We start from the raw sequence: 17,615 nt of genomic DNA, 5'->3' as shown, positions 1-17,615 counted from the left end.
TCAGGCCTGGTCCTCGGGTTCGCCCTGCGTCGCGTCGGCGTCGGGCGCGCGCTTCGCCCGCTCCGCGCGCTTGTCGGCGAAGGTCGCGCCAGCGTTCTTGAAGCTCAGCTTGTGGGCCTCTTCAAGGCTCTGCGCGGTTTCGCCCGCAACGCCGAACTTTAGCGCCTCGTCCTGGGCGTAGCGTTTGCCGAGCCGGAAGGCGATCTCGGCGCGGGCGGTCTCGACGCCGAGGTAGAACGCGTGGCCGGCGTCGCCCTCGACCGCGAGATGCGGGAAATGGTCGAACGGATCGACCGCGATGCGGTGGCCGTCGCGGTTGAAGACGTGCACGCCCTCCTCGCTGACCTCGATCCGATAGTTCCGGTCGCGAATCTCCTTGGCGAGATCGGCGATCTCGACCGCGGTCGACGCGACGGGCTTGCGGTCCCGCAAGGCCATCAGTCCGGAGCCAAAGCCCTGCGGCAGCGAACCGGCCTCGCGCGCGGCGAAATACTCGCGGCGGGCCCGGTCGAACTCGCGGACCGCCGTGCGGCAGTGCGGGCTGACCTGGACCGCGAGCACAGCCTGGATCCGAAGCTCCGAGATCATGCCCATGAGAATCGCGTTGATTCCCGTGGTGTCGGCGTCGGTCAGCTCGGTGACGTTGCCGATTCCCATCAGGATCGGCGCCTCCGGCCTCAGCCGCCGCAGCTCGGCGTAGCGCACCACGGAAGCCGTGAAGCCGAAGTGGATCGGGTCAAGGATCGGGTCGGCGAGATAGGGCCGTCCCTTCGCGTCCATCGCGTCCATGGCGCGCAGCAGCGACTCGAGATCGCCGGGGTTCGCCGGCACCAAAACGGGAACGGCCGCGCCCTCGTCGGCGATGGCGAGCGTGTGCTCGTTGAGGCTCAGCAGATGATGCGCGCCGGCGCGGTTCGCGCGGGCGAGTTCGTCCGGGTTCGCCGAATCGACGCTGACCTGGCACCCGTCGGCGATCAGCGCGGCGATGGAGTCTTCGAGGTGCGGAAACGCCGTGTCCGGCATGCAGCCGAGGTCGACCACGTCCGCGCCCTCCGCTCGCAGCGCGCGCGCCCGCTCCACGATCTCGTGGACGTCGAGCGTGGTGGCGTCGACGATCTCGGCGAAGATCGCGCAGTCGTGGCGCGACAGGTCCGGCTCCACGCCGCCGCGGCCGAAGAAGGCCGGCAGGTCCGCGAGCTCCTCCGGGCCGCGCACGAAGGGCACGCCGAAGTGGCTGGAGAGGCGCTCGAGATCGCCGCGGAAGCGGCCGGGCATCACTGCGCGGTCGACGTTCTCCGGCAGCTTGAGGCGGCGCTCGATGATCTCGGCGGTCATCAGCGCCGCGACCTTGACGCCGACGTTGACGACCTGCGGCTGCAACGCCTCGCTCGCGAGCTGCTCCGCGAGCTTGACGAGGCGCGCCTCCGCCAGCGAGCCGGTGACGAGGGCGACCTTCTCGCCGCTCATGCCGCAACCTGCGCGGGGCGGAGCGCGGCGGCGAGATCGGCCGCCTCGACGCAATCGATCGCGCCCGAGAAGCCCGCGGCGAGCGTGGGGACGAAAGGGTCGACGAGCCCGGCCTCGGCCCAGCCCTTGGGGCCGGCCCCGGCGGGGGCCGGCGCTGACTTCACCAGCACCAGGCGTTCGGCGCCGAGCGTCAACGCAAGCCACAGCGCAAGGCTGTCGGAGGTCACGTCCCAGCTCGCCGGAACCTCGGCCGCGAGCGCCATCCGAGCGGGCGCCCACAGGCCGCCCAACCCGTCCCGCACCGCGGCCGCGACTTCGTCGGCTTCGCGGCGGAGAGGGAGGGCCGGGCAAAGGCTCGCGAGCGCGAGCGCCGTCTGCTCCATGGCGAGGATCGCCATCCCGTGGGCGGCGCGGTCGTCGAAACCGAGCTCCAATTGCGCGCGGCGCACAGCGTCCGCGAACGGCCCGCCGCCGGGCACGACGAAGGCGCGCGCCGCGGCGCAGGCGTCGAGGGCCGCGCGGAGCGTCGGGGCGCCCAGCAGGCTGCCGCCGAGCTTCACGATCGGGGAGGGCGCGGAGGCGCGCTCAAGCATGAAAGTCTCGGCTCCTCGGGAGGCGCGGGATGGCTCGACGCTCTCCTACCCCCGTGCGCCGCACATTCCAAGGAGCGGGCCGCGCAGGACCTCCGCGAAGGGATTCGCGGCCGCGAACCCATACCAAAGACTGCGACATTTCGGCCTTCCCACAGCGGTTGCCCTGCCACATGTAACGCTTCTAATTCCAATCGGCGGCGCACGCCGCCGTCACGACAAACACCCCGGAGGACGCCCACCAATGATCCGCCATGTGACTCTCGCCGCCGCGGCCCTCGCTCTCTCCACGCTCGCCACCGGCGCCTTCGCGCAGGACGCGGCCAAGGGCGAAGCCGTGTTCAAGCGGTGCGGCTCCTGTCACGCGGTCGGCGAAGGCGCCGCCGACAAGGCCGGCCCGGAGCTGAACGGCATCGTCGGCCGCAAGATCGCCTCCACCAGCTTCGCCTATGACGACGCGCTGAAGACCTTCGGCGAGGGCAAGACCTGGGACGAGGCCACCCTCGACAAGTGGCTGGAGAACCCGAAGGCCCTCGTTCCTGGGAACAAGATGGCTTTCGCCGGCCTCAAGAAAGAAGACGACCGCAAGAACGTGATCGCCTACCTCGCCCAGTTCGACGAGACCGGCAAGAAGAAGTAATCGGAGGTTCGTGACGGCGGCCCCGCCGGCTCCCGCTCCAACGAAAGCTCACGCCATGAACGACCGCCTCCCGTCGCGCACGGGGCCGTCGGCCGCTCGCGAAGCCGCCCGTATCCTCGGGCGGCTTTTTGCGTTCTGGGCCGCCCTTGCCCTCGTCGCCATCGCTCCCGCCGCAGCCGCGGAGCCGCTCCCGACCAAGGAGGTCGCGCCGGGCGTGTTCGTCTACGAGGCGCCGATCCAACTGATCGCGCCGTCGAACAAGGGCGCGATCGCCAACGTCGGCTTCGTGGTGGGCCGCGACGCGGTGGCCGTCATCGACACCGGCAACTCGCGGATCGCCGGCGAGCGGCTGCTCGCCGCGGTGCGCGCCCGGACCGCGCTGCCGATCCGCTACGTCATCAACACGCACATGCACCCGGATCACGTGCTCGGCGACGCGGCCTTTCGGGGAGAGGGGACGACCGTGGTCGGCCACGCCAAGCTGGCTCGGGCGCTCCAGAGCCGGGCGCAGACCTACCTCGACGCCGGCAAGCGGCTGCTCGGCGCGAGCTTTGACGGGACGGAGGTCGTCCTGCCCACGACGTCGATCGCGGAGCCGACGACGCTGGACCTCGGCGGACGCGCGCTGAAGCTCGAGCCCTGGCCGACCGCCCACACCGACAACGACCTCACCGTGCTCGACGAGGCGACCGGCACCTGGTTCCTCGGCGACCTCGTCTTCCTCGGCCATCTGCCGAGCGTCGACGGCTCGCTCGAAGGCTGGGTCAAAGTGATGGGCGCGCTCGCGAGCCGCCCGGCGGCGCGAATCGTCCCCGGCCACGGTCCGGCCTCGGCGTCGTGGCCGGAGGCGCTCGGCCCTCAACGACGCTACTTTGATCGGCTGCGCGCGGACGTCGAGGCGCTGATGGCGGACGGCGCGACCCTCCGCCAGGCGTCCGAGAAGGCCGGGCTCGCCGAGCGCGACGCCTGGGCGCTGTTCGACGAGTTCAACAGCCGCAACGCGATCGAAGCCTATCGCGAGCAGGAGTGGCGGTGACTTTTAAGTCCCGAAACGAGACACAGCGGCTGAGTTCGTCCGTTCTTCGCGACTAAAGTCTTAGCGTCAACGACCGCGGACTGCCGGCCCGCAATCTTAGAAGCTTTCGCGATTTAGGACGAGCTGGCGTTACTGCGACGCACTATAATAAGTTCGCATGCGCAGCAAAATCATAATAATGCTCTTATATCTTAAAGTCCTGTTGCGCGCCCTAGGGAAGCGTTCTAGGGTCCCCGCAGTCTTCAGCTTCAACGCTAGAGCCTCTAGGGGCGAAGGCGGTTCGTAGGTCTAGTCCGGGGGTGACCCTCGAGGCGACAATGTCGAGGATAAAATCCCGACGGGCCGTGACACGATGAGGAAGGCGCAAGTCCAATAATAAAGATTACGCTGCAGTAAAAACTGCGGCTGCCTAAGGACTGCGTTAAAGAGGGAGAATACGAATGCGCAATGTCGCGATCGCGGCGGGCCTGCTGGGCACCGTCGCTATGGCACTGCCGGCGCTGGCCAACGACAGCGTCTCAACGATCCTCAAGGATCCCAAGCAGTGGGGCATCCAGACGGGCGACTACGCCAACACCCGCTATTCCAAGCTCGATCAGATCAACGCGAAGAACGTCGATAAGCTCCAGGTGGCCTGGACCTTCTCGACCGGCGTGCTCCGCGGCCACGAAGGTGGTCCGCTCGTGATCGGCGACATCATGTATGTCCACACGCCGTTCCCGAACAACGTGTTCGCGCTCGACCTGAACGACAACGGCCGCATCATCTGGAAGTACGAGCCGAAGCAGGATCCGAACGTCATTCCGGTGATGTGCTGCGACACGGTGAACCGTGGCCTGGCCTACGCCGACGGCAAGATCCTGCTGCACCAGGCTGACACCACGCTCGTGGCGCTCGACGCCAAGTCGGGCAAGAAGGTGTGGTCGGTCGTCAACGGCGACCCGAAGAAGGGCGAGACCAACACCGCGACCGTTCTCCCGGTCAAGGACAAGGTCATCGTCGGCATCTCCGGCGGCGAGTTCGGCGTGCGCGGCTCCGTCACGGCCTACAACATCGCCGACGGCAAGCTCGTTTGGCGCGGCTACTCGATGGGCCCGGACTCGGAGATGCTCATCGACCCGGAGAAGACCACCGAGCACGGCAAGCCTGTCGGCAAGGACAGCTCGCTGAAGACTTGGCAGGGCGACCAGTGGAAGATCGGCGGCGGCTCCACCTGGGGCTGGTACTCCTACGATCCGAAGCTGAACCTCGTGTACTACGGTACGGGCAACCCCTCGACCTGGAACCCGAAGCAGCGCCCCGGCGACAACAAGTGGTCGATGACCGTGTTCGCTCGTGACGCCGACACCGGCGTGGCGAAGTGGGTCTACCAGATGACGCCCCACGACGAGTGGGACTTCGACGGCATCAACGAGATGATCCTCACGGATCAGAAGATCGACGGCAAGGAGCGCCCGCTCCTGACGCACTTCGACCGTAACGGCTTCGGCTACACGCTGGACCGCGCCACGGGCGAGCTGCTGGTCGCCGAGAAGTACGACCCGGTCGTGAACTGGGCGACGAAGGTCGACATGGACAAGTCGTCCAAGACCTACGGCCGTCCGCTCGTCGTCGCCAAGTACTCGACCGAGCAGAACGGCGAAGACGTGAACTCGCAGGGCATCTGCCCGGCGGCTCTCGGCACCAAGGACCAGCAGCCTGCGGCGTACTCGCCGGAGACCGAGCTGTTCTACGTCCCGACCAACCACGTCTGCATGGACTACGAGCCCTTCCAGGTCTCGTACACCGCCGGCCAGCCCTACGTCGGCGCGACCCTCTCGATGTACGCTGCCCCGAACAGCCATGGCGGCATGGGCAACTTCATCGCCTGGGACGGCAAGAAGGGTAAGATCGTTTGGTCCAACAAGGAGCAGTTCTCCGTGTGGTCCGGCGCTCTCGCCACCGCTGGCGGCGTGGTGTTCTACGGCACGCTCGAAGGCTACCTGAAGGCTGTCGACGCCAAGTCGGGCAAGGAACTGTATAAGTTCAAGACCCCGTCCGGCATCATCGGCAACGTCATGACCTACGAGCACAAGGGCCAGCAGTACGTTGCGGTGCTCTCGGGCGTCGGCGGCTGGGCCGGCATCGGCCTCGCGGCTGGTCTGACCAACTCGACGGACGGCCTCGGCGCGGTCGGCGGTTACGCCGCTCTCGCCCAGTACACCGCCCTCGGCGGCCAGCTGACGGTGTTCAAGCTGCCGAACTCGTAAGCTGACGGACGACTTCACGTCGTACTAAAAATCGGGGGCCCGGCCATTGGTTGATCCAGTGGCCGGGCTCTTCCGTATTTGGAGCTGAGCTTAAGAAGATCATAAAGACTGGCGCCGAATACGGCGCGCAGCGGAAGGATGCGCCTCATGGAGTCTTTCGGTCGACGTCGTGTCGCGATGTCGTTTCTCAGCTTAAGCCTCGCCGCCGCAGCCCTCGCGGCCGGCCTGAGCGGGCCCGCCGCGGCCCAGACCTCCGACCTCGTCAACCGCGCGACGCTCCGCGTCTGCGCCGATCCGGCGGACATGCCGCTGTCGAACGAAAAGGGCGAGGGCTTTGAGAACAAGCTGGCCGAACTGCTCGCGAAGGATCTTGGCGTGCCGGTCGACTACACGTGGTTCCCGCAGGCTACCGGCTTCTACCGCATGACGCTTGGCAGCAAGCGCTGCGACGTCGTGATGGGCTACGTCGCCGCCGGCGATCCCGTGCTCAACACGAACCCCTATTTCAAATCGGCGTGGGTGCTGATCTCCAAGAAGGGCGGGGCGCTCGACGGCGTCGACACGCTGACCGATCCCAAGGTGAAGGACACCCGCCTTGGCGTCATCGCCGGCACGGCTCCCGCGAGCCACATGGTCCGCGACGGTCTCATCCTCCGCGCCCGTCCTTATTCTCTGATGGTGGATCGGCGTTTCGACTCGCCTGCCGAGCAGATGCTGCGCGACATCGACGCCGGCGAAATCGACGGCGGGATACTCTGGGGTCCGATCGGGGGCTACTTCGCGACCGTGAAAGGCGAGGGCAAGTACAACGTCGTGCCGCTGGTGAAGGAGCCCGGGCAGCCGCCGATGACCTATCGCATCACGATGGGCATCCGGCCGAACGAGCTGAACTGGAAGCACCGATTGAACGAGTTCATCGCCAAGAACCAGAACGAGATCAACAAGATCTTGCTCGATTACGGCGTGCCGCTGCTCGACGAGCAGGACAAGCCGATCACAGTGGCGCGGTGAGGCGGGCCGGCGTGCGCGGCGTGGTTCAGGCGTCGCGCAACGCCGCGGCGGCGGGGCGAGTCAGGCGCGTTGGGCTCCGCCTCGCCATCGCGGGCTTCGCCCTGTGGTGTCTAGCGGGGCTGGGGTGGACGTCGCCCGCCGTCGCAGCGCCTGCTGAGGATGCGGTCGCCGGTCCGACGCCGCCTGAGCCGCCGGACTACAAGATGGACGGCTACCGCAGCCCGACGCCCGCGACTCTGGCGGGCGCGCGCGTGCTCGACACGGCGGCGGCCGAGGCGGCCTGGCGGGACAAATCCGTGCTGTTGATCGACGTCATGCCCCGTCCGGAGAAGCCCGCGAACCTGCCGGCGGGCACGATCTGGCGCGACCACGCCCGCGACCACATCCCAGGCACGCCCTGGCTGGTGAACGTGGGCTACGGCAAGCTTTCTCCCGACATGAGCCGGTTCTTCGCGGACAGCCTGACGGCCCTCACCGGCGGCGACAAGGCGAAGCCGATCGCCTTCTACTGCCGGGCCGCCTGCTGGATGTCATGGAACGCCGCCAAGCGGGCGATGGAGTGGGGTTATCAGCGCGTCGGTTGGTATCCCGAGGGAACCGACGGCTGGGAAGCCGCGGAGCTGCCGCTCGAGCCGGCCACGCCTTACCGGCTCGACACGCCCCCGGCGGGTGCGCGGTAGACGGCTTCAGCCTCAGGGGTTTTCAGCGGGAGGCGGAGGTCACGCCGGCGCGTGAAAACTCTGCAGGGTGTCGGTCGGAAAATCATACAGTTTTCCGGTCTCGGCGAAGCTCGGCAGGCAAAGCGCGACGATCTTGGGCGCGAGTTCCGCCGGCGTGCGCAGGGTCGCGGGGTCTTCGCTCGGCATGGCGCTCGCGCGCATCTTGGTGCGCAGCGGCCCGGGGTTCACGAGCGTCACCTTCACTGGCGTATTGGTGCGGGTCTCGGCGGCGTAGGACCGGGCCAGCGCCTCGACGCCGGCCTTTGTGACGGCGTAGGGACCCCAATAGGCGCGGTCCTTGTGCACGACGCCCGAGCTCAGGAACACGGCGCGGCCGGCGTCCGAGGCCCGCAGAAGCGGATCCAGCGAGCGGATCAGCCGCCAGTTCGCGGTCAGGTTCACCGCGATGATCTTGTCCCAGTCCTTCGGCTCGACATGACCGAGCGGAGTGAGCGGACCGAGCTGTCCCGCGTTCGCCACCAGCGCGTCGAGCTTCCCAAAGCGCTGGTACAGCGCGCCGCCAAGCCGGTCGATGGCGTCGAAATCGTCGATCGGGAAGGGGGCCAGCGTCGTCTGGCCGCCGACGGCCTTGATCGCGTCGTCAAGCTCCTCGAGACCGCCCTGCGTGCGCGCCGTAGCCACGACGTGGGCGCCGGCCTCCGCCAGCGCGAGCGCCGTCGCGTAGCCGATGCCGCGGGACGCTCCGGTGACCACCGCGACGCGGCCGGCGAGGGGCTTTTCACTCATGAGCTGTCGGTCCGATCGGGAGCGGGCGAGCCCGAGCCGCGAGTTCGCGTCCGGACTTAGGGTGGGTCACTTACCGCAGGTCGACCGTGAAGAGAACCCGCGCGGCCCTCCCGCGGACGACGCGTCACCCCCAGCCGACGGTCCGGCTTGACCGCACCATCCGCCATCGACGTCGATCTTCACGTCCGAAGTGGGTCCTCCGGTCAAGCCGGAGGACGACAGCGCGGTCGGGTGAGGCGGAGACCCCGTCTCAGCTCGCTTCGGCGATCAGAGACAGCTGGCGGGGGTGCTCGCCGGTGCGGTCGGTCAGCGGCGTCGGGTAGTCGCCGGTGAAGCAGTGGTCGGCGAACTGCGGGCGCAGGTCGTCGCGGCCGTCGTAGCCCATCGCGCGGTAGAGGCCCTCGACCGACAGGAAGGCGAGGGAGTCGGCGCCGATCAGCTCGCGCATCTGTTCGAGGCTGTGGGTCGCGGCCAGCAGCTTCTCACGCTCCGGCGTGTCGATGCCATAGTAGTCGGAGTAGAGGATCGGCGGGCAGGCAAGACGGAAGTGCACCTCCTTCGCGCCCGCGTCGCGCATCATCTTGACGATCTTCTTCGAGGTCGTGCCGCGCACGAGGCTGTCGTCCACGAGCACGATGCGCTTGCCCTCGATCTGGCTGCGGTTCGCGCTGTGCTTCATGCGGACGCCGAGCTCGCGCACGCCCTGGGTCGGCTGGATGAAGGTCCGGCCGACGTAGTGGTTGCGGATGATGCCGAGCTCGAACGGAACGCCGCATTCACGGCTGAAGCCAAGCGCCGAAGGCACGCCGGAATCCGGGATCGGCACGATGACGTCGGCGTCCGGCGCCGATTCGCGCGCGAGCTCGATGCCCATGCGCTTCCGCACCTCGTAGACCGACTGGCCCTGCACGATCGAGTCCGGCCGGGCGAAGTACACGAACTCGAAGATGCAGGGCTGCATCCGTTGCGGCGGGAAGGGGCGCAGAGACTGCACGCCCTCGTCGGTGATGACCACCACTTCGCCGTTCTCGACGTCGCGGATGTACTTCGCGCCGATGATGTCGAGCGCGCAGGTCTCGGACGTCAGGATGTAGCAGCCGTCAAGCTCGCCCAGGATCAGCGGGCGGATGCCGAGAGGGTCGCGCGCGCCGATCATCTTCTTGGTCGAGAGCGCGACGAGCGCATAGGCGCCTTCGATCTCGCGCAGCGCGTTGACGAAGCGGTCCATGATCCGCGGCCGCCGGCTCTGCGCGATTAGATGGAGGATCACCTCGGTGTCCGAGGTCGACTGGCAGATGGCGCCGGCCTTCACCAGTTCCCGGCGCAGCGTCAGCGCGTTCGTCAGGTTGCCGTTGTGAGCGACCGCGAGCCCGCCCGCGTCCAACTCCGCGAACAGCGGCTGGACGTTCCGGAGGATGGTCTCGCCGGTCGTTGAATAGCGGTTGTGGCCGATGGCGGCGCGGCCGGGGAGGCGGCGGATAACCTCGGCGTCGGAAAAGTGGTCGCCCACCAGACCAAGGCGCTTTTCCGCATGGAAGCGCTTGTTGTCGTAGGAGACGATGCCCGCGGCCTCCTGGCCCCGGTGCTGCAGCGCGTGCAGGCCGAGCGCCGTAAGGGCGGCGGCTTCGGGATGCCCGAAGACGCCGAAGACGCCGCACTCTTCATGGAGACGGTCGGACTCGAGGTCGAACCAGTCTTCCACGACGTTCGGCGCCTGAGAAGGCTCAGAAACGGTCATGACGTTCGTCTCCCTGAGGCGGTACTGTCGCCTCTCGCATCCGGCCGCGCGAACCGCGCGCGAGCGTCACTGGCTCGGGCGGCCGTTCCTGTCGAGCAGGTTCTGCAACCCCTGCCGATCCTGAGTGCTCGGCCCTCCCGGGCCGTCGTCCGCCGGCGGCGCCGAATCCGGTGTGGCGGGCGCGGCGGGATTCGCCGCGTCGCCGCCTTCGCCGTCGCGCCGCTTCAGTTTCTGCAAGATGGTGCTCTCGGGATCGTCCGGCAACAGCGCGAGAAGCTGGTCTCCCGCGCTCTGCAGGATGGGCTTCGATCCCGCGGTGCGGAACCACTCCGGCTGACCCTTCTCGGGCACGAGCCAAGTGAAGAACAGGAATGCGATCACCACCAGCAGCAGCCCGCGGGCCGCGCCGAAGACGAAGCCAAGCGTCCGGTCGAGCGGACCGATACGGCTGTCGAGGATCGCGTCGGAGATCTTCATTGTGATGAAGGACACGACGAGGAGAGTGACGACGAAAATCCCGCCGGCGGCGACGACGTCGGCGATCTGCGGCGGATTGAATTTGATGTGCTCGCGAGCGAGCGTCCGAGCCGGCTCGAAGAAGTAGATCGTAGCGGCGGTGGCTGCGACCCAAGAGGCGATCGCCAGCACTTCGCGCGTGACGCCGCGCACCATGGCCAGACCCGCCGAGATCAGCATCACGGCGATCAGCACGACGTCGAGCAGGGTGATTGTCATCTACGCGATCGAGCCTGACTCGGAATCATGTGCGGGATACCACCTTCGGGCGGGGCGCGCGCTCTCTATACAGCGCGCACCTTGCCGCGTCACGCGCCTTTGATGCGACCTTGCTGCGCATCAGCCCGTGCGGCCAAGCGGGCCACGAGCGCGTCGAGCGCGGGAACGGCGATCGGCGAGACGCCCGCGTCGGTCGCGGCTTCGGCGGCGGCGGCCGGCAGGACGGCGCGGGTGAAGCCCAAGCGCGCCGCCTCCCGCAGCCGCGGTCCGGAGTGAGACACCGGCCGCACCGCGCCGGTGAGCCCGATCTCGCCGAAGAACACCGCGTCGACCGGCAGCGCGGTCCCCATCAACGAGGACACGAGAGCGGCCGCGACGGCGAGGTCGGCGGCCGGCTCCTGCACCCGCATCCCGCCCGCGACCGCAAGGTGCACGTCATGGCTGCCGAGCCGGACGCCGCAGCGGGCCTCCAGCACGGCGAGCACCATGGCGAGGCGCGGCCCGTCCCAACCGACGACCGCCCGCCGCGGCGTGCCGAGGCTGGTCGGCACGACTAGGGCCTGGATCTCTACGAGGATGGGGCGGGAGCCTTCGAGCCCCGCAAGGACCGCGGTGCCGGGCGCGTCGGGCTCCCGATCTCCGAGGAACAGGGCGGAGGGATTCGTCACCTCCTCCAGCCCGTCGCCGGTCATGGCGAAGACGCCGATCTCGTCCGTCGGGCCGAAGCGGTTCTTCTGAGCGCGGAGAATGCGGAAGTCGCGGCCGGAATCCCCTTCGAACGAGAGCACGGCGTCGACCATGTGCTCGACGACGCGAGGGCCGGCGATCTGACCGTCCTTAGTGACGTGGCCGACGAGGATGACGCAGGCGCCCGTGGTCTTGGCGTAGCGGATCATCGCCTGCGCCGCCGCCCGCACCTGGGTGACCGTGCCCGGCGCGGATTCGACCTGGCCGGTCCAGAGCGTCTGGATCGAGTCGATGATGACGAGCTTCGGCGTCTCGCCGTTCTTCAGGGTCGCGAGTATGTCCTCGACGTTGGTTTCGGCCGCGAGCGCGACGGGCGCCCCGTGCAGGCCGAGCCTCTGGGCGCGCATCCGCACCTGCGCCGGCGCCTCTTCGCCGGAGACGTAGACGACGCGATGTCCCGCGTTCGAGAGCGCCGCGCTCGCCTGGAGCAGCAGCGTAGACTTGCCGATGCCGGGCTCGCCGCCGAGCAGCAGTACCGAGCCGTGCACGAAGCCGCCGCCGGTGACGCGGTCCAGTTCGCCGAGGCCCGACACGAGGCGCGGCGCTTCGTCGGTCGCGCCGGACAGGCCCTCGAGCACGATGACCCGGCCTTTGCCGAGCGCGCGCGCGGCGGTTGACGACCCGCCGCCGGGCAGCGGCGCGGCGGCGGCCTCCTCGACGATTGCGTTCCAGGCCCCGCAGGCCTCGCACTTCCCCTGCCAACGCGATGACACCGCGCCGCAGGCCTGGCAGACGAAGGAGGGTTTTGGGCGGGCCATGAGGTCAGTTGAACTCCGCAAGCAGGGCGTCGAGGTCACGAGCGCCATGAGCGACCCGAAGAACAATCACCCCGTTGTCGTCGACGACGTAGACGATCACGTGGCCTTTTTCGATTAGCCGCCGGAGCGGCCGCCCCGCCGCGTTGGGCTGGGGCGAGCCGCGATCGGGAAAGGTCGGGACGGAAAGAGCAGCGGAGATCACGTTGTCGAGGAGGCTCCGCGCAAGGTCAGGATCGCGTTCGGCGTGAAAGAGATAGGCGTCCTCGAGGTCCCGGTTCGCCTGACGCGAAAACCTGACGTTCATCTACGTGCATGGACCCGAGCCATCGCCTCATGGCGCCGATCGATGTTCGCGCGGACCTCTTGCTCGGTGAGAGTATGCCCCGCCTCGACGTCCGCCAGAGCGTCCTCGAAGGACGCTTCCAGCGCCGCCTGACGGGCGCGGAGCGTCGCTTCATGGTCTTCGAGAAACCGGAGCCCCGCGCGCACCACTTCGCTGGCGTTGTTGTAGCGTCCGGAGGCGACCAGGCTCCGAACGAGGGCCTCGAAGTGGTCGCCGAGCGCGTAGCTGGGTGGCATGACCTAATCCCTCATTATCACCTGTTGATAATAAACGCAGGCCTCGTCGCGTTCAATCTTAGAGCTCAGCCCATGAACCGGCGGTCGTGCCGCCGCCCGAGTCCCGTCAGCACCTCGTAGCCGATCGTGCCGCAGGCGCGGGCGAGAGCGTCGACGCCGATCGTGTCCCCGAGGATCTCGACCCACCCGCCGCGGGCGACCGTTTCCGGCGCGTCGGTGACGTCGATCGCGATGAGGTCCATCGAGATCCGGCCCACATAGGGGCAGGGCACGCCGCCGACGGCCGCCGCGGCGCCGGGGGAACCGTCCTCCGAGCCGCCGGCGCGAAGAACGCCGTCAGCGTAGCCGACCGACACGATCGCCAGCTTGGTGCGGCGACGAAGGCGCTCCGCCCCGCCGTAGCCGACCACGGCGCCGGCGGGCGCCTCCCGCACCTGGGCCACGCGCGCCTCGAGCCGCACCACGGACCGAAGCGCCGCGGGCCGCCCGTCGATCGGATTGGCTCCATAGAGCGCGACGCCCGGCCGTCTGAGATCAAAGCCAAGCCCCCCGCCGTCCGTCTCCTTCAGAAGCGTCCCCGCAGAATTCGCGAGGCTGGCCGGAACGCCCGGCGCTTGCGCGCGGAGCGCGGCGAACAAGGCGCGCTGGCGCTCGGTCTCGGGCCGCAGCGGCTCGTCGGCGCAGGCGAGGTGGCTCATCAGCAGAGCCGGCGTGAAGGGCAGGCGGGGCAGCAGGTCGCGCGCCTGATCCGGGTCGAGGCCGAGCCGCGTCATCCCGGTGTCCACGTGGACCGCGGCCTGGCCTCGCGCTCCACTCGCGGCCCGGAAGGCCGCCCACTCAAGGATCTCGTCCACGCAGCCCAGCACGGGCCGCGCGTCGATGGCGGCGAAGGCGTCGGAGGCGCCGGGCGGCAGGCCGTTCAGGACGTAGATCGTGGCGTTCGGAACGGCGTCGCGCACCGCCCGCGCCTCGGACAGGTGCGCGACGAAGAAGGTCTTGGCGCCCGCACGCGCCAGCGCCGGCGCGGCTTTCGCGATGCCGAGGCCATAGGCGTCGGCCTTCACCACGGCGGCGCATTCGGAGGTGGGGTCGAGCCGGGCGAGATAACTCCAGTTGGCGGCGAGCGCGCCGAGATCGATGGTCAGCCGGCCGCCTGCGAAGGAGTCGCTCATCACGCGTCGCCTGAACGGTTCACATCTGGTCCGGCAGATGATCGAGCTGGGCCAGGTTGCCGAAGCGCGTGAACTCCGCCTCGAACTGCAGGAGCACCGAGCCGGTCGGGCCGTGGCGCTGCTTGCCGATGATGACCTCGGCTTTGCCGGCCACGTTCTCCATCTCCGACATCCACTGGTCGAACTCGGGCGTGCCTTCGCGAGGCTTCTTGTTCTTGACGTAATACTCCTCGCGGAAGACGAACAGCACGACGTCGGCGTCCTGCTCGATCGAGCCGGATTCGCGCAGGTCCGACAGCTGCGGGCGCTTGTCTTCGCGGGTCTCGACCTGGCGGGAGAGCTGCGACAGCGCGATGATCGGCACGTTCAGCTCCTTGGCGAGCGCCTTCATGCCGGTCGTGATCTCCGTCATCTCCTGCACCCGGTTGTCGCCTTTCTTGGCCGAGCCGGACAGCAGCTGGAGGTAGTCGACGACCATCAGGTCCAGGCCCTTCGAGCGCTTGAGCCGACGCGCGCGGGCCGCGAGCTGGGCGATCGACAGGCCGCCGGTCTCGTCGATGAACAGCGGCACCCGCTGCATCTCGGCGACGGCTTCGGTCAGCTTGAAGAAGTCGCTCTCCAGGATGTCGCCGCGGCGGATCTTGGACGACGAGATCGAGGCCTGCTCGGCGATGATGCGGGTCGCGAGCTGCTCGGCCGACATCTCCAGCGAGAAGAAGCCGACGACGCCGCCGTTGACCGTCTTCATGCGCCCGTCGGGCTGCAGTTCGCCCTGGTAGGCGCTCGCCACGTTGTAGGCGATGTTGGTGACGAGCGAGGTTTTGCCCATCGCGGGGCGGCCGGCGAGGATGATGAGGTCGGAGGCCTGCAGGCCGCCCATCAGCCGGTCGAGGTCGGTCAGCCCGGTCGCGACGCCCGAAAGGCCGCCGTCGCGCTTGTAGGCGGCCGCCGCCATGTCGACCGCGGTCGCGAGCGCCTGGGCGAACGGCTGGAAGCCGCCGTCGTAGCGGCCGGTTTCGGCGAGCGCGAACAGCCTGCGCTCGGCCTGCTCGATCTGGTCGCGCGGGGTGGCGTCGACGCCGGCGTCGAAGGCCTCGTTCACGAGCTCCTCTCCGATGCCGATCAGCGAGCGGCGGATGGCGAGATCGTAGATCGAGCGCCCGTAGTCCTCGGCGTTGATGACGGTCGTCGCCTCCGCCGCCAGCCGCGCGAGGTACTGCGGCGTCGTCATGCCGCCGAGGTCGAGGTCCTGCGGCAGGAAGGTCTTGATGGTGACCGGAGTCGCGGACTTGCCGGCGCGGACGAGGCTGGTGACGATCTCGTAGATGCGCTGGTGCAGGCCCTCGTGGAAATGGCCAGGCTCCAGAAAGTCGGATACGCGCCAGAAGGCGTCGTTGTTCACGAGCAGAGCGCCCAGCAGCGCCTGCTCCGCCTCGACGTTCGACGGCGCCTGCCGGTAGGCGGGCTCCGGGTCCATCAGGCGACGGGCGAGAGAATCGGATTGGGCCATGCGGAGGTGTCTTCGGCTGCGGCTGGTTTCACAGACCTTAACACGACGAGAACGAAGCGGGATCGTCGCGTCCGGAAACCTGCCGTCGTGCCCGATTCACACAAGCGGAATTATTGAGGCGCCCGAGTCGGTTGACTCGGCGGCGTGCTTTCGTCCGGCCCCAACGAAAACGCCCGGCGCTGAGGCCGGGCGTCCGCAGATCAGGTCGGAAGCGAAGAGCGCTCAGCGCGCCTCGTCGTCGCCGTCGCGCTCACCGTCCTCGTCGTCGCGATTGCGGCGGCCGCGACGGTCGTCGTCGTCATCCTCGGAGAAGGTCTCGAACGCCGGGCCTTCCTCGCGGACCGTCAGATCCTCGCCCTGGACCTGGCGCTCGGCCTCGGCCTCGGAGCGGGCGACGTTGACCGAGACGGACACCTCGACCTCGGGGTGCAGGCGCACCGGTACGGTGTGGATGCCGATCGTCTTGATTGGGGTGTTGAGCACGACCTGGTTGCGCGCGACGCTGAAGCTCGCCTTGGTCAGCGCTTCGGCGACGTCGCGGGCCGACACCGACCCGTAGAGCTGGCCGGTCTCGCCGGCCTGGCGGACGAGCACGACCGACGCGCCGTCGAGCTTCTCGCCGACCGATTCGGCCTCCTGCTTGAGCTCGAGATTGCGGGCCTCGAGCTGGGCGCGCTGGCCTTCGAACTTCTTACGGTTGGCCTCGTTGGCGCGGAGCGCTTTGTGGTTCGGCAGCAGGAAGTTGCGGGCGTAGCCGTCCTTGACGCGGACTTCATCGCCCATCTGGCCCAGACGGGCGATGCGCTCGAGCAGAATGACTTGCATGGTGGTCTCCTAAGACGAGTGAGGGGTTGGATCGGTCAGGGCAGGGGGGCGGTCGCCGTGGGCGGGGACCCCGGCGGCGGGCCGAAGCGCTTGCGGACGCCGATCGTCTGCTCCGCCACGCCGAGCACGGCGAGGAAGACGCCGACCCAGGGCTGGATCAGCAGCAGCGCGTAGACGCCGAAGAGGATGAGGCCACGCGTCGGCACGGCGCGGGTGGTCACGTGGACCACCGCTAGGCCGAGCATGGCGAAAGCGACGAGGAAGGTTGCGGCGAAGAGCTCCGCGACCAAGCCGACGAGGCCCGGCAGAAGCGAAGCGGCCGAGGCCCCGAGAAAGGCGAGATCCGCCGTGCGGGGATAGGTCATCGCCGAGATCTGCGGCCAGGGCCGCACGAGTCGGCCCGACGCGCGGGTGATCCGCCCGGCGAGCCACAGGTTGAAGACCGAGGACACCGTCCAGAGCGCAGCCGCCATGATCGGGAGCGCCGCCGTCAGGAGGGCGATCAGAGCCTCTCGGTTCTCCGGCGCGGGAAGCGGAGGCGCTCCAGGCCGCTCGCGGAACAGCTCCTCGAACAGCGCCCTCAGCGCCGCGCGGTACTCCTCGAGAGAGGAGGCGACCAGCGGAACCGACAGCGCGACCAGGGCGGCGCCGAGGACGGCGCACCAGAGCACGAGGCGGCCGATTGGATACCATTCGGTCGCGGCGCCGTCGGCGCCCGGACGGGCGAGCAAGGAGAGATAGGCGAGCCACCAGGCGGGCAGCCCGACGCCGACGGCGTGGAGCGCGGCGGCCGATGCGCTGGCCCCGAGAAACAGGGCGATTGCGGCGACGGCCGCGCCGATCAGCCCGGCGTGGTGACGCCAGCCAAGGCCTGCGAGGAGGATCGGAAGCGGGGCGACATAGAACAGGAAGACCGCCAGCGGCGATCCCGACGCGGCCGACGCGTAGAGCAGCGCGGACGCGAGTCCGGCTCCGAGGCCTATCAGGAAAAGCGGCGCGTTGGTCATCGGTCGTCCTGCTGTCCCGCCCCGGCGTTCGGAGCGGTTAGGGCGAGGTCTTAACCCCCGCCCAACGGCGCCGTCCGGAGACGCG

17 protein-coding genes are annotated in these 17,615 nt (G+C 68.7%); 5 read left to right on the top strand and 12 right to left on the bottom strand.

What is annotated here, in order from left to right; genetic code table 11:
• Both METY_RS16345 and METY_RS16340 read right to left on the bottom strand, forming a co-directional pair.
• On the bottom strand, window positions 1–1,467 hold the full coding sequence (locus METY_RS16345) for a DUF6513 domain-containing protein (RefSeq protein ID WP_103122450.1): 1,467 nt from the start codon (window positions 1,465–1,467) through the stop codon (window positions 1–3).
• Complete coding sequence (locus METY_RS16340; RefSeq protein ID WP_103122449.1) at window positions 1,464–2,060, bottom strand: amino acid kinase family protein; 597 nt, start codon at window positions 2,058–2,060, stop codon at window positions 1,464–1,466. The genes METY_RS16345 and METY_RS16340 overlap by 4 nt, the downstream gene beginning before the upstream one ends.
• 241 nt (window positions 2,061–2,301) lie before the next feature.
• On the opposite strand from METY_RS16340, the gene METY_RS16335 reads away from it, so the two are divergent.
• The 5 genes from METY_RS16335 (at window position 2,302) to METY_RS16315 (ending at window position 7,673) form a co-directional block, all read left to right on the top strand.
• Window positions 2,302–2,697, top strand: a complete 396-nt coding sequence (locus METY_RS16335; protein WP_103122448.1) for a c-type cytochrome — start codon at window positions 2,302–2,304, stop codon at window positions 2,695–2,697.
• Window positions 2,698–2,752: 55 nt separating this feature from the next.
• Window positions 2,753–3,733 (top strand): quinoprotein relay system zinc metallohydrolase 2, encoded by a 981-nt coding sequence (locus METY_RS16330; RefSeq protein WP_244593700.1) that lies wholly within the window; start codon window positions 2,753–2,755, stop codon window positions 3,731–3,733.
• A 440-nt stretch (window positions 3,734–4,173) separates the two neighbouring features.
• Window positions 4,174–5,982, top strand: coding sequence for a lanthanide-dependent methanol dehydrogenase XoxF5 (xoxF5, locus tag METY_RS16325; protein ID WP_103122447.1), 1,809 nt, complete (start codon window positions 4,174–4,176; stop codon window positions 5,980–5,982).
• Window positions 5,983–6,129: 147 nt separating this feature from the next.
• A complete protein-coding gene (locus METY_RS16320) occupies window positions 6,130–6,993 on the top strand; it encodes a substrate-binding domain-containing protein (RefSeq protein ID WP_444849097.1) in 864 nt (287 codons plus the stop codon).
• A gap of 119 nt (window positions 6,994–7,112) precedes the next feature.
• Complete coding sequence (locus tag METY_RS16315; protein ID WP_444849099.1) at window positions 7,113–7,673, top strand: PQQ-dependent catabolism-associated CXXCW motif protein; 561 nt, start codon at window positions 7,113–7,115, stop codon at window positions 7,671–7,673.
• A 39-nt stretch (window positions 7,674–7,712) separates the two neighbouring features.
• Here METY_RS16315 and METY_RS16310 read toward each other — a convergent pair whose 3' ends face one another.
• From METY_RS16310 to METY_RS16265, 10 genes are all read right to left on the bottom strand, one after another.
• Window positions 7,713–8,459 carry an SDR family NAD(P)-dependent oxidoreductase gene (locus METY_RS16310; protein ID WP_103122446.1) on the bottom strand — a complete coding sequence of 249 codons (747 nt, stop codon included), beginning with the start codon at window positions 8,457–8,459 and terminating at the stop codon, window positions 7,713–7,715.
• 250 nt (window positions 8,460–8,709) lie between these two features.
• Window positions 8,710–10,197, bottom strand: a complete 1,488-nt coding sequence (gene purF, locus METY_RS16305; RefSeq protein ID WP_103122445.1) for an amidophosphoribosyltransferase — start codon at window positions 10,195–10,197, stop codon at window positions 8,710–8,712.
• A gap of 66 nt (window positions 10,198–10,263) precedes the next feature.
• Window positions 10,264–10,932 carry a CvpA family protein gene (locus tag METY_RS16300; RefSeq protein ID WP_103122444.1) on the bottom strand — a complete coding sequence of 223 codons (669 nt, stop codon included), beginning with the start codon at window positions 10,930–10,932 and terminating at the stop codon, window positions 10,264–10,266.
• Window positions 10,933–11,021: 89 nt separating this feature from the next.
• Window positions 11,022–12,437 (bottom strand): DNA repair protein RadA, encoded by a 1,416-nt coding sequence (gene radA / locus METY_RS16295; RefSeq protein WP_103122443.1) that lies wholly within the window; start codon window positions 12,435–12,437, stop codon window positions 11,022–11,024.
• A gap of 4 nt (window positions 12,438–12,441) precedes the next feature.
• Window positions 12,442–12,741, bottom strand: coding sequence for a type II toxin-antitoxin system RelE/ParE family toxin (locus tag METY_RS16290; protein WP_103122442.1), 300 nt, complete (start codon window positions 12,739–12,741; stop codon window positions 12,442–12,444).
• On the bottom strand, window positions 12,738–13,016 hold the full coding sequence (locus tag METY_RS16285) for a type II toxin-antitoxin system ParD family antitoxin (RefSeq protein WP_103122441.1): 279 nt from the start codon (window positions 13,014–13,016) through the stop codon (window positions 12,738–12,740). The genes METY_RS16290 and METY_RS16285 overlap by 4 nt, the downstream gene beginning before the upstream one ends.
• A 65-nt stretch (window positions 13,017–13,081) precedes the next feature.
• Window positions 13,082–14,188 (bottom strand): alanine racemase, encoded by a 1,107-nt coding sequence (gene alr / locus METY_RS16280; RefSeq protein ID WP_103122440.1) that lies wholly within the window; start codon window positions 14,186–14,188, stop codon window positions 13,082–13,084.
• Between the two features lie 19 nt (window positions 14,189–14,207).
• Window positions 14,208–15,698: a replicative DNA helicase gene (locus tag METY_RS16275; protein ID WP_103122439.1), complete on the bottom strand. Its 1,491-nt coding sequence runs from the start codon at window positions 15,696–15,698 to the stop codon at window positions 14,208–14,210.
• Between the two features lie 222 nt (window positions 15,699–15,920).
• Window positions 15,921–16,523, bottom strand: coding sequence for a 50S ribosomal protein L9 (gene rplI, locus METY_RS16270; protein ID WP_103122438.1), 603 nt, complete (start codon window positions 16,521–16,523; stop codon window positions 15,921–15,923).
• A gap of 35 nt (window positions 16,524–16,558) precedes the next feature.
• Window positions 16,559–17,530 carry a DUF2232 domain-containing protein gene (locus METY_RS16265; protein ID WP_103122437.1) on the bottom strand — a complete coding sequence of 324 codons (972 nt, stop codon included), beginning with the start codon at window positions 17,528–17,530 and terminating at the stop codon, window positions 16,559–16,561.
• Between the last annotated feature and the right edge of the window lie 85 nt (window positions 17,531–17,615).

This window comes from Methylopila sp. Yamaguchi (assembly GCF_002897035.1).
Lineage (GTDB): Bacteria > Pseudomonadota > Alphaproteobacteria > Rhizobiales > Methylopilaceae > Methylopila.
The sequence above is the reverse complement of the archived record's forward strand: the minus strand, read 5'-3'. Positions and strand labels throughout refer to the sequence as shown.

Excerpts from the sequence above, each read along its gene's own strand:
- METY_RS16345 (WP_103122450.1), bottom strand. The coding sequence starts at position 1,467 with ATGAGCGGCGAGAAGGTCGCCCTCGTCACCGGCTCGCTGGCGGAGGCG.
- METY_RS16340 (WP_103122449.1), bottom strand. The coding sequence starts at position 2,060 with ATGCTTGAGCGCGCCTCCGCGCCCTCCCCGATCGTGAAGCTCGGCGGC.
- METY_RS16335 (WP_103122448.1), top strand. The coding sequence starts at position 2,302 with ATGATCCGCCATGTGACTCTCGCCGCCGCGGCCCTCGCTCTCTCCACG.
- METY_RS16330 (WP_244593700.1), top strand. The coding sequence starts at position 2,753 with ATGAACGACCGCCTCCCGTCGCGCACGGGGCCGTCGGCCGCTCGCGAA.
- xoxF5 (WP_103122447.1), top strand. The coding sequence starts at position 4,174 with ATGCGCAATGTCGCGATCGCGGCGGGCCTGCTGGGCACCGTCGCTATG.
- METY_RS16320 (WP_444849097.1), top strand. The coding sequence starts at position 6,130 with ATGGAGTCTTTCGGTCGACGTCGTGTCGCGATGTCGTTTCTCAGCTTA.
- METY_RS16310 (WP_103122446.1), bottom strand. The coding sequence starts at position 8,459 with ATGAGTGAAAAGCCCCTCGCCGGCCGCGTCGCGGTGGTCACCGGAGCG.
- purF (WP_103122445.1), bottom strand. The coding sequence starts at position 10,197 with ATGACCGTTTCTGAGCCTTCTCAGGCGCCGAACGTCGTGGAAGACTGG.
- METY_RS16300 (WP_103122444.1), bottom strand. The coding sequence starts at position 10,932 with ATGACAATCACCCTGCTCGACGTCGTGCTGATCGCCGTGATGCTGATC.
- radA (WP_103122443.1), bottom strand. The coding sequence starts at position 12,437 with ATGGCCCGCCCAAAACCCTCCTTCGTCTGCCAGGCCTGCGGCGCGGTG.
- METY_RS16290 (WP_103122442.1), bottom strand. The coding sequence starts at position 12,741 with ATGAACGTCAGGTTTTCGCGTCAGGCGAACCGGGACCTCGAGGACGCC.
- METY_RS16285 (WP_103122441.1), bottom strand. The coding sequence starts at position 13,016 with ATGCCACCCAGCTACGCGCTCGGCGACCACTTCGAGGCCCTCGTTCGG.
- alr (WP_103122440.1), bottom strand. The coding sequence starts at position 14,188 with ATGAGCGACTCCTTCGCAGGCGGCCGGCTGACCATCGATCTCGGCGCG.
- METY_RS16275 (WP_103122439.1), bottom strand. The coding sequence starts at position 15,698 with ATGGCCCAATCCGATTCTCTCGCCCGTCGCCTGATGGACCCGGAGCCC.
- rplI (WP_103122438.1), bottom strand. The coding sequence starts at position 16,523 with ATGCAAGTCATTCTGCTCGAGCGCATCGCCCGTCTGGGCCAGATGGGC.
- METY_RS16265 (WP_103122437.1), bottom strand. The coding sequence starts at position 17,530 with ATGACCAACGCGCCGCTTTTCCTGATAGGCCTCGGAGCCGGACTCGCG.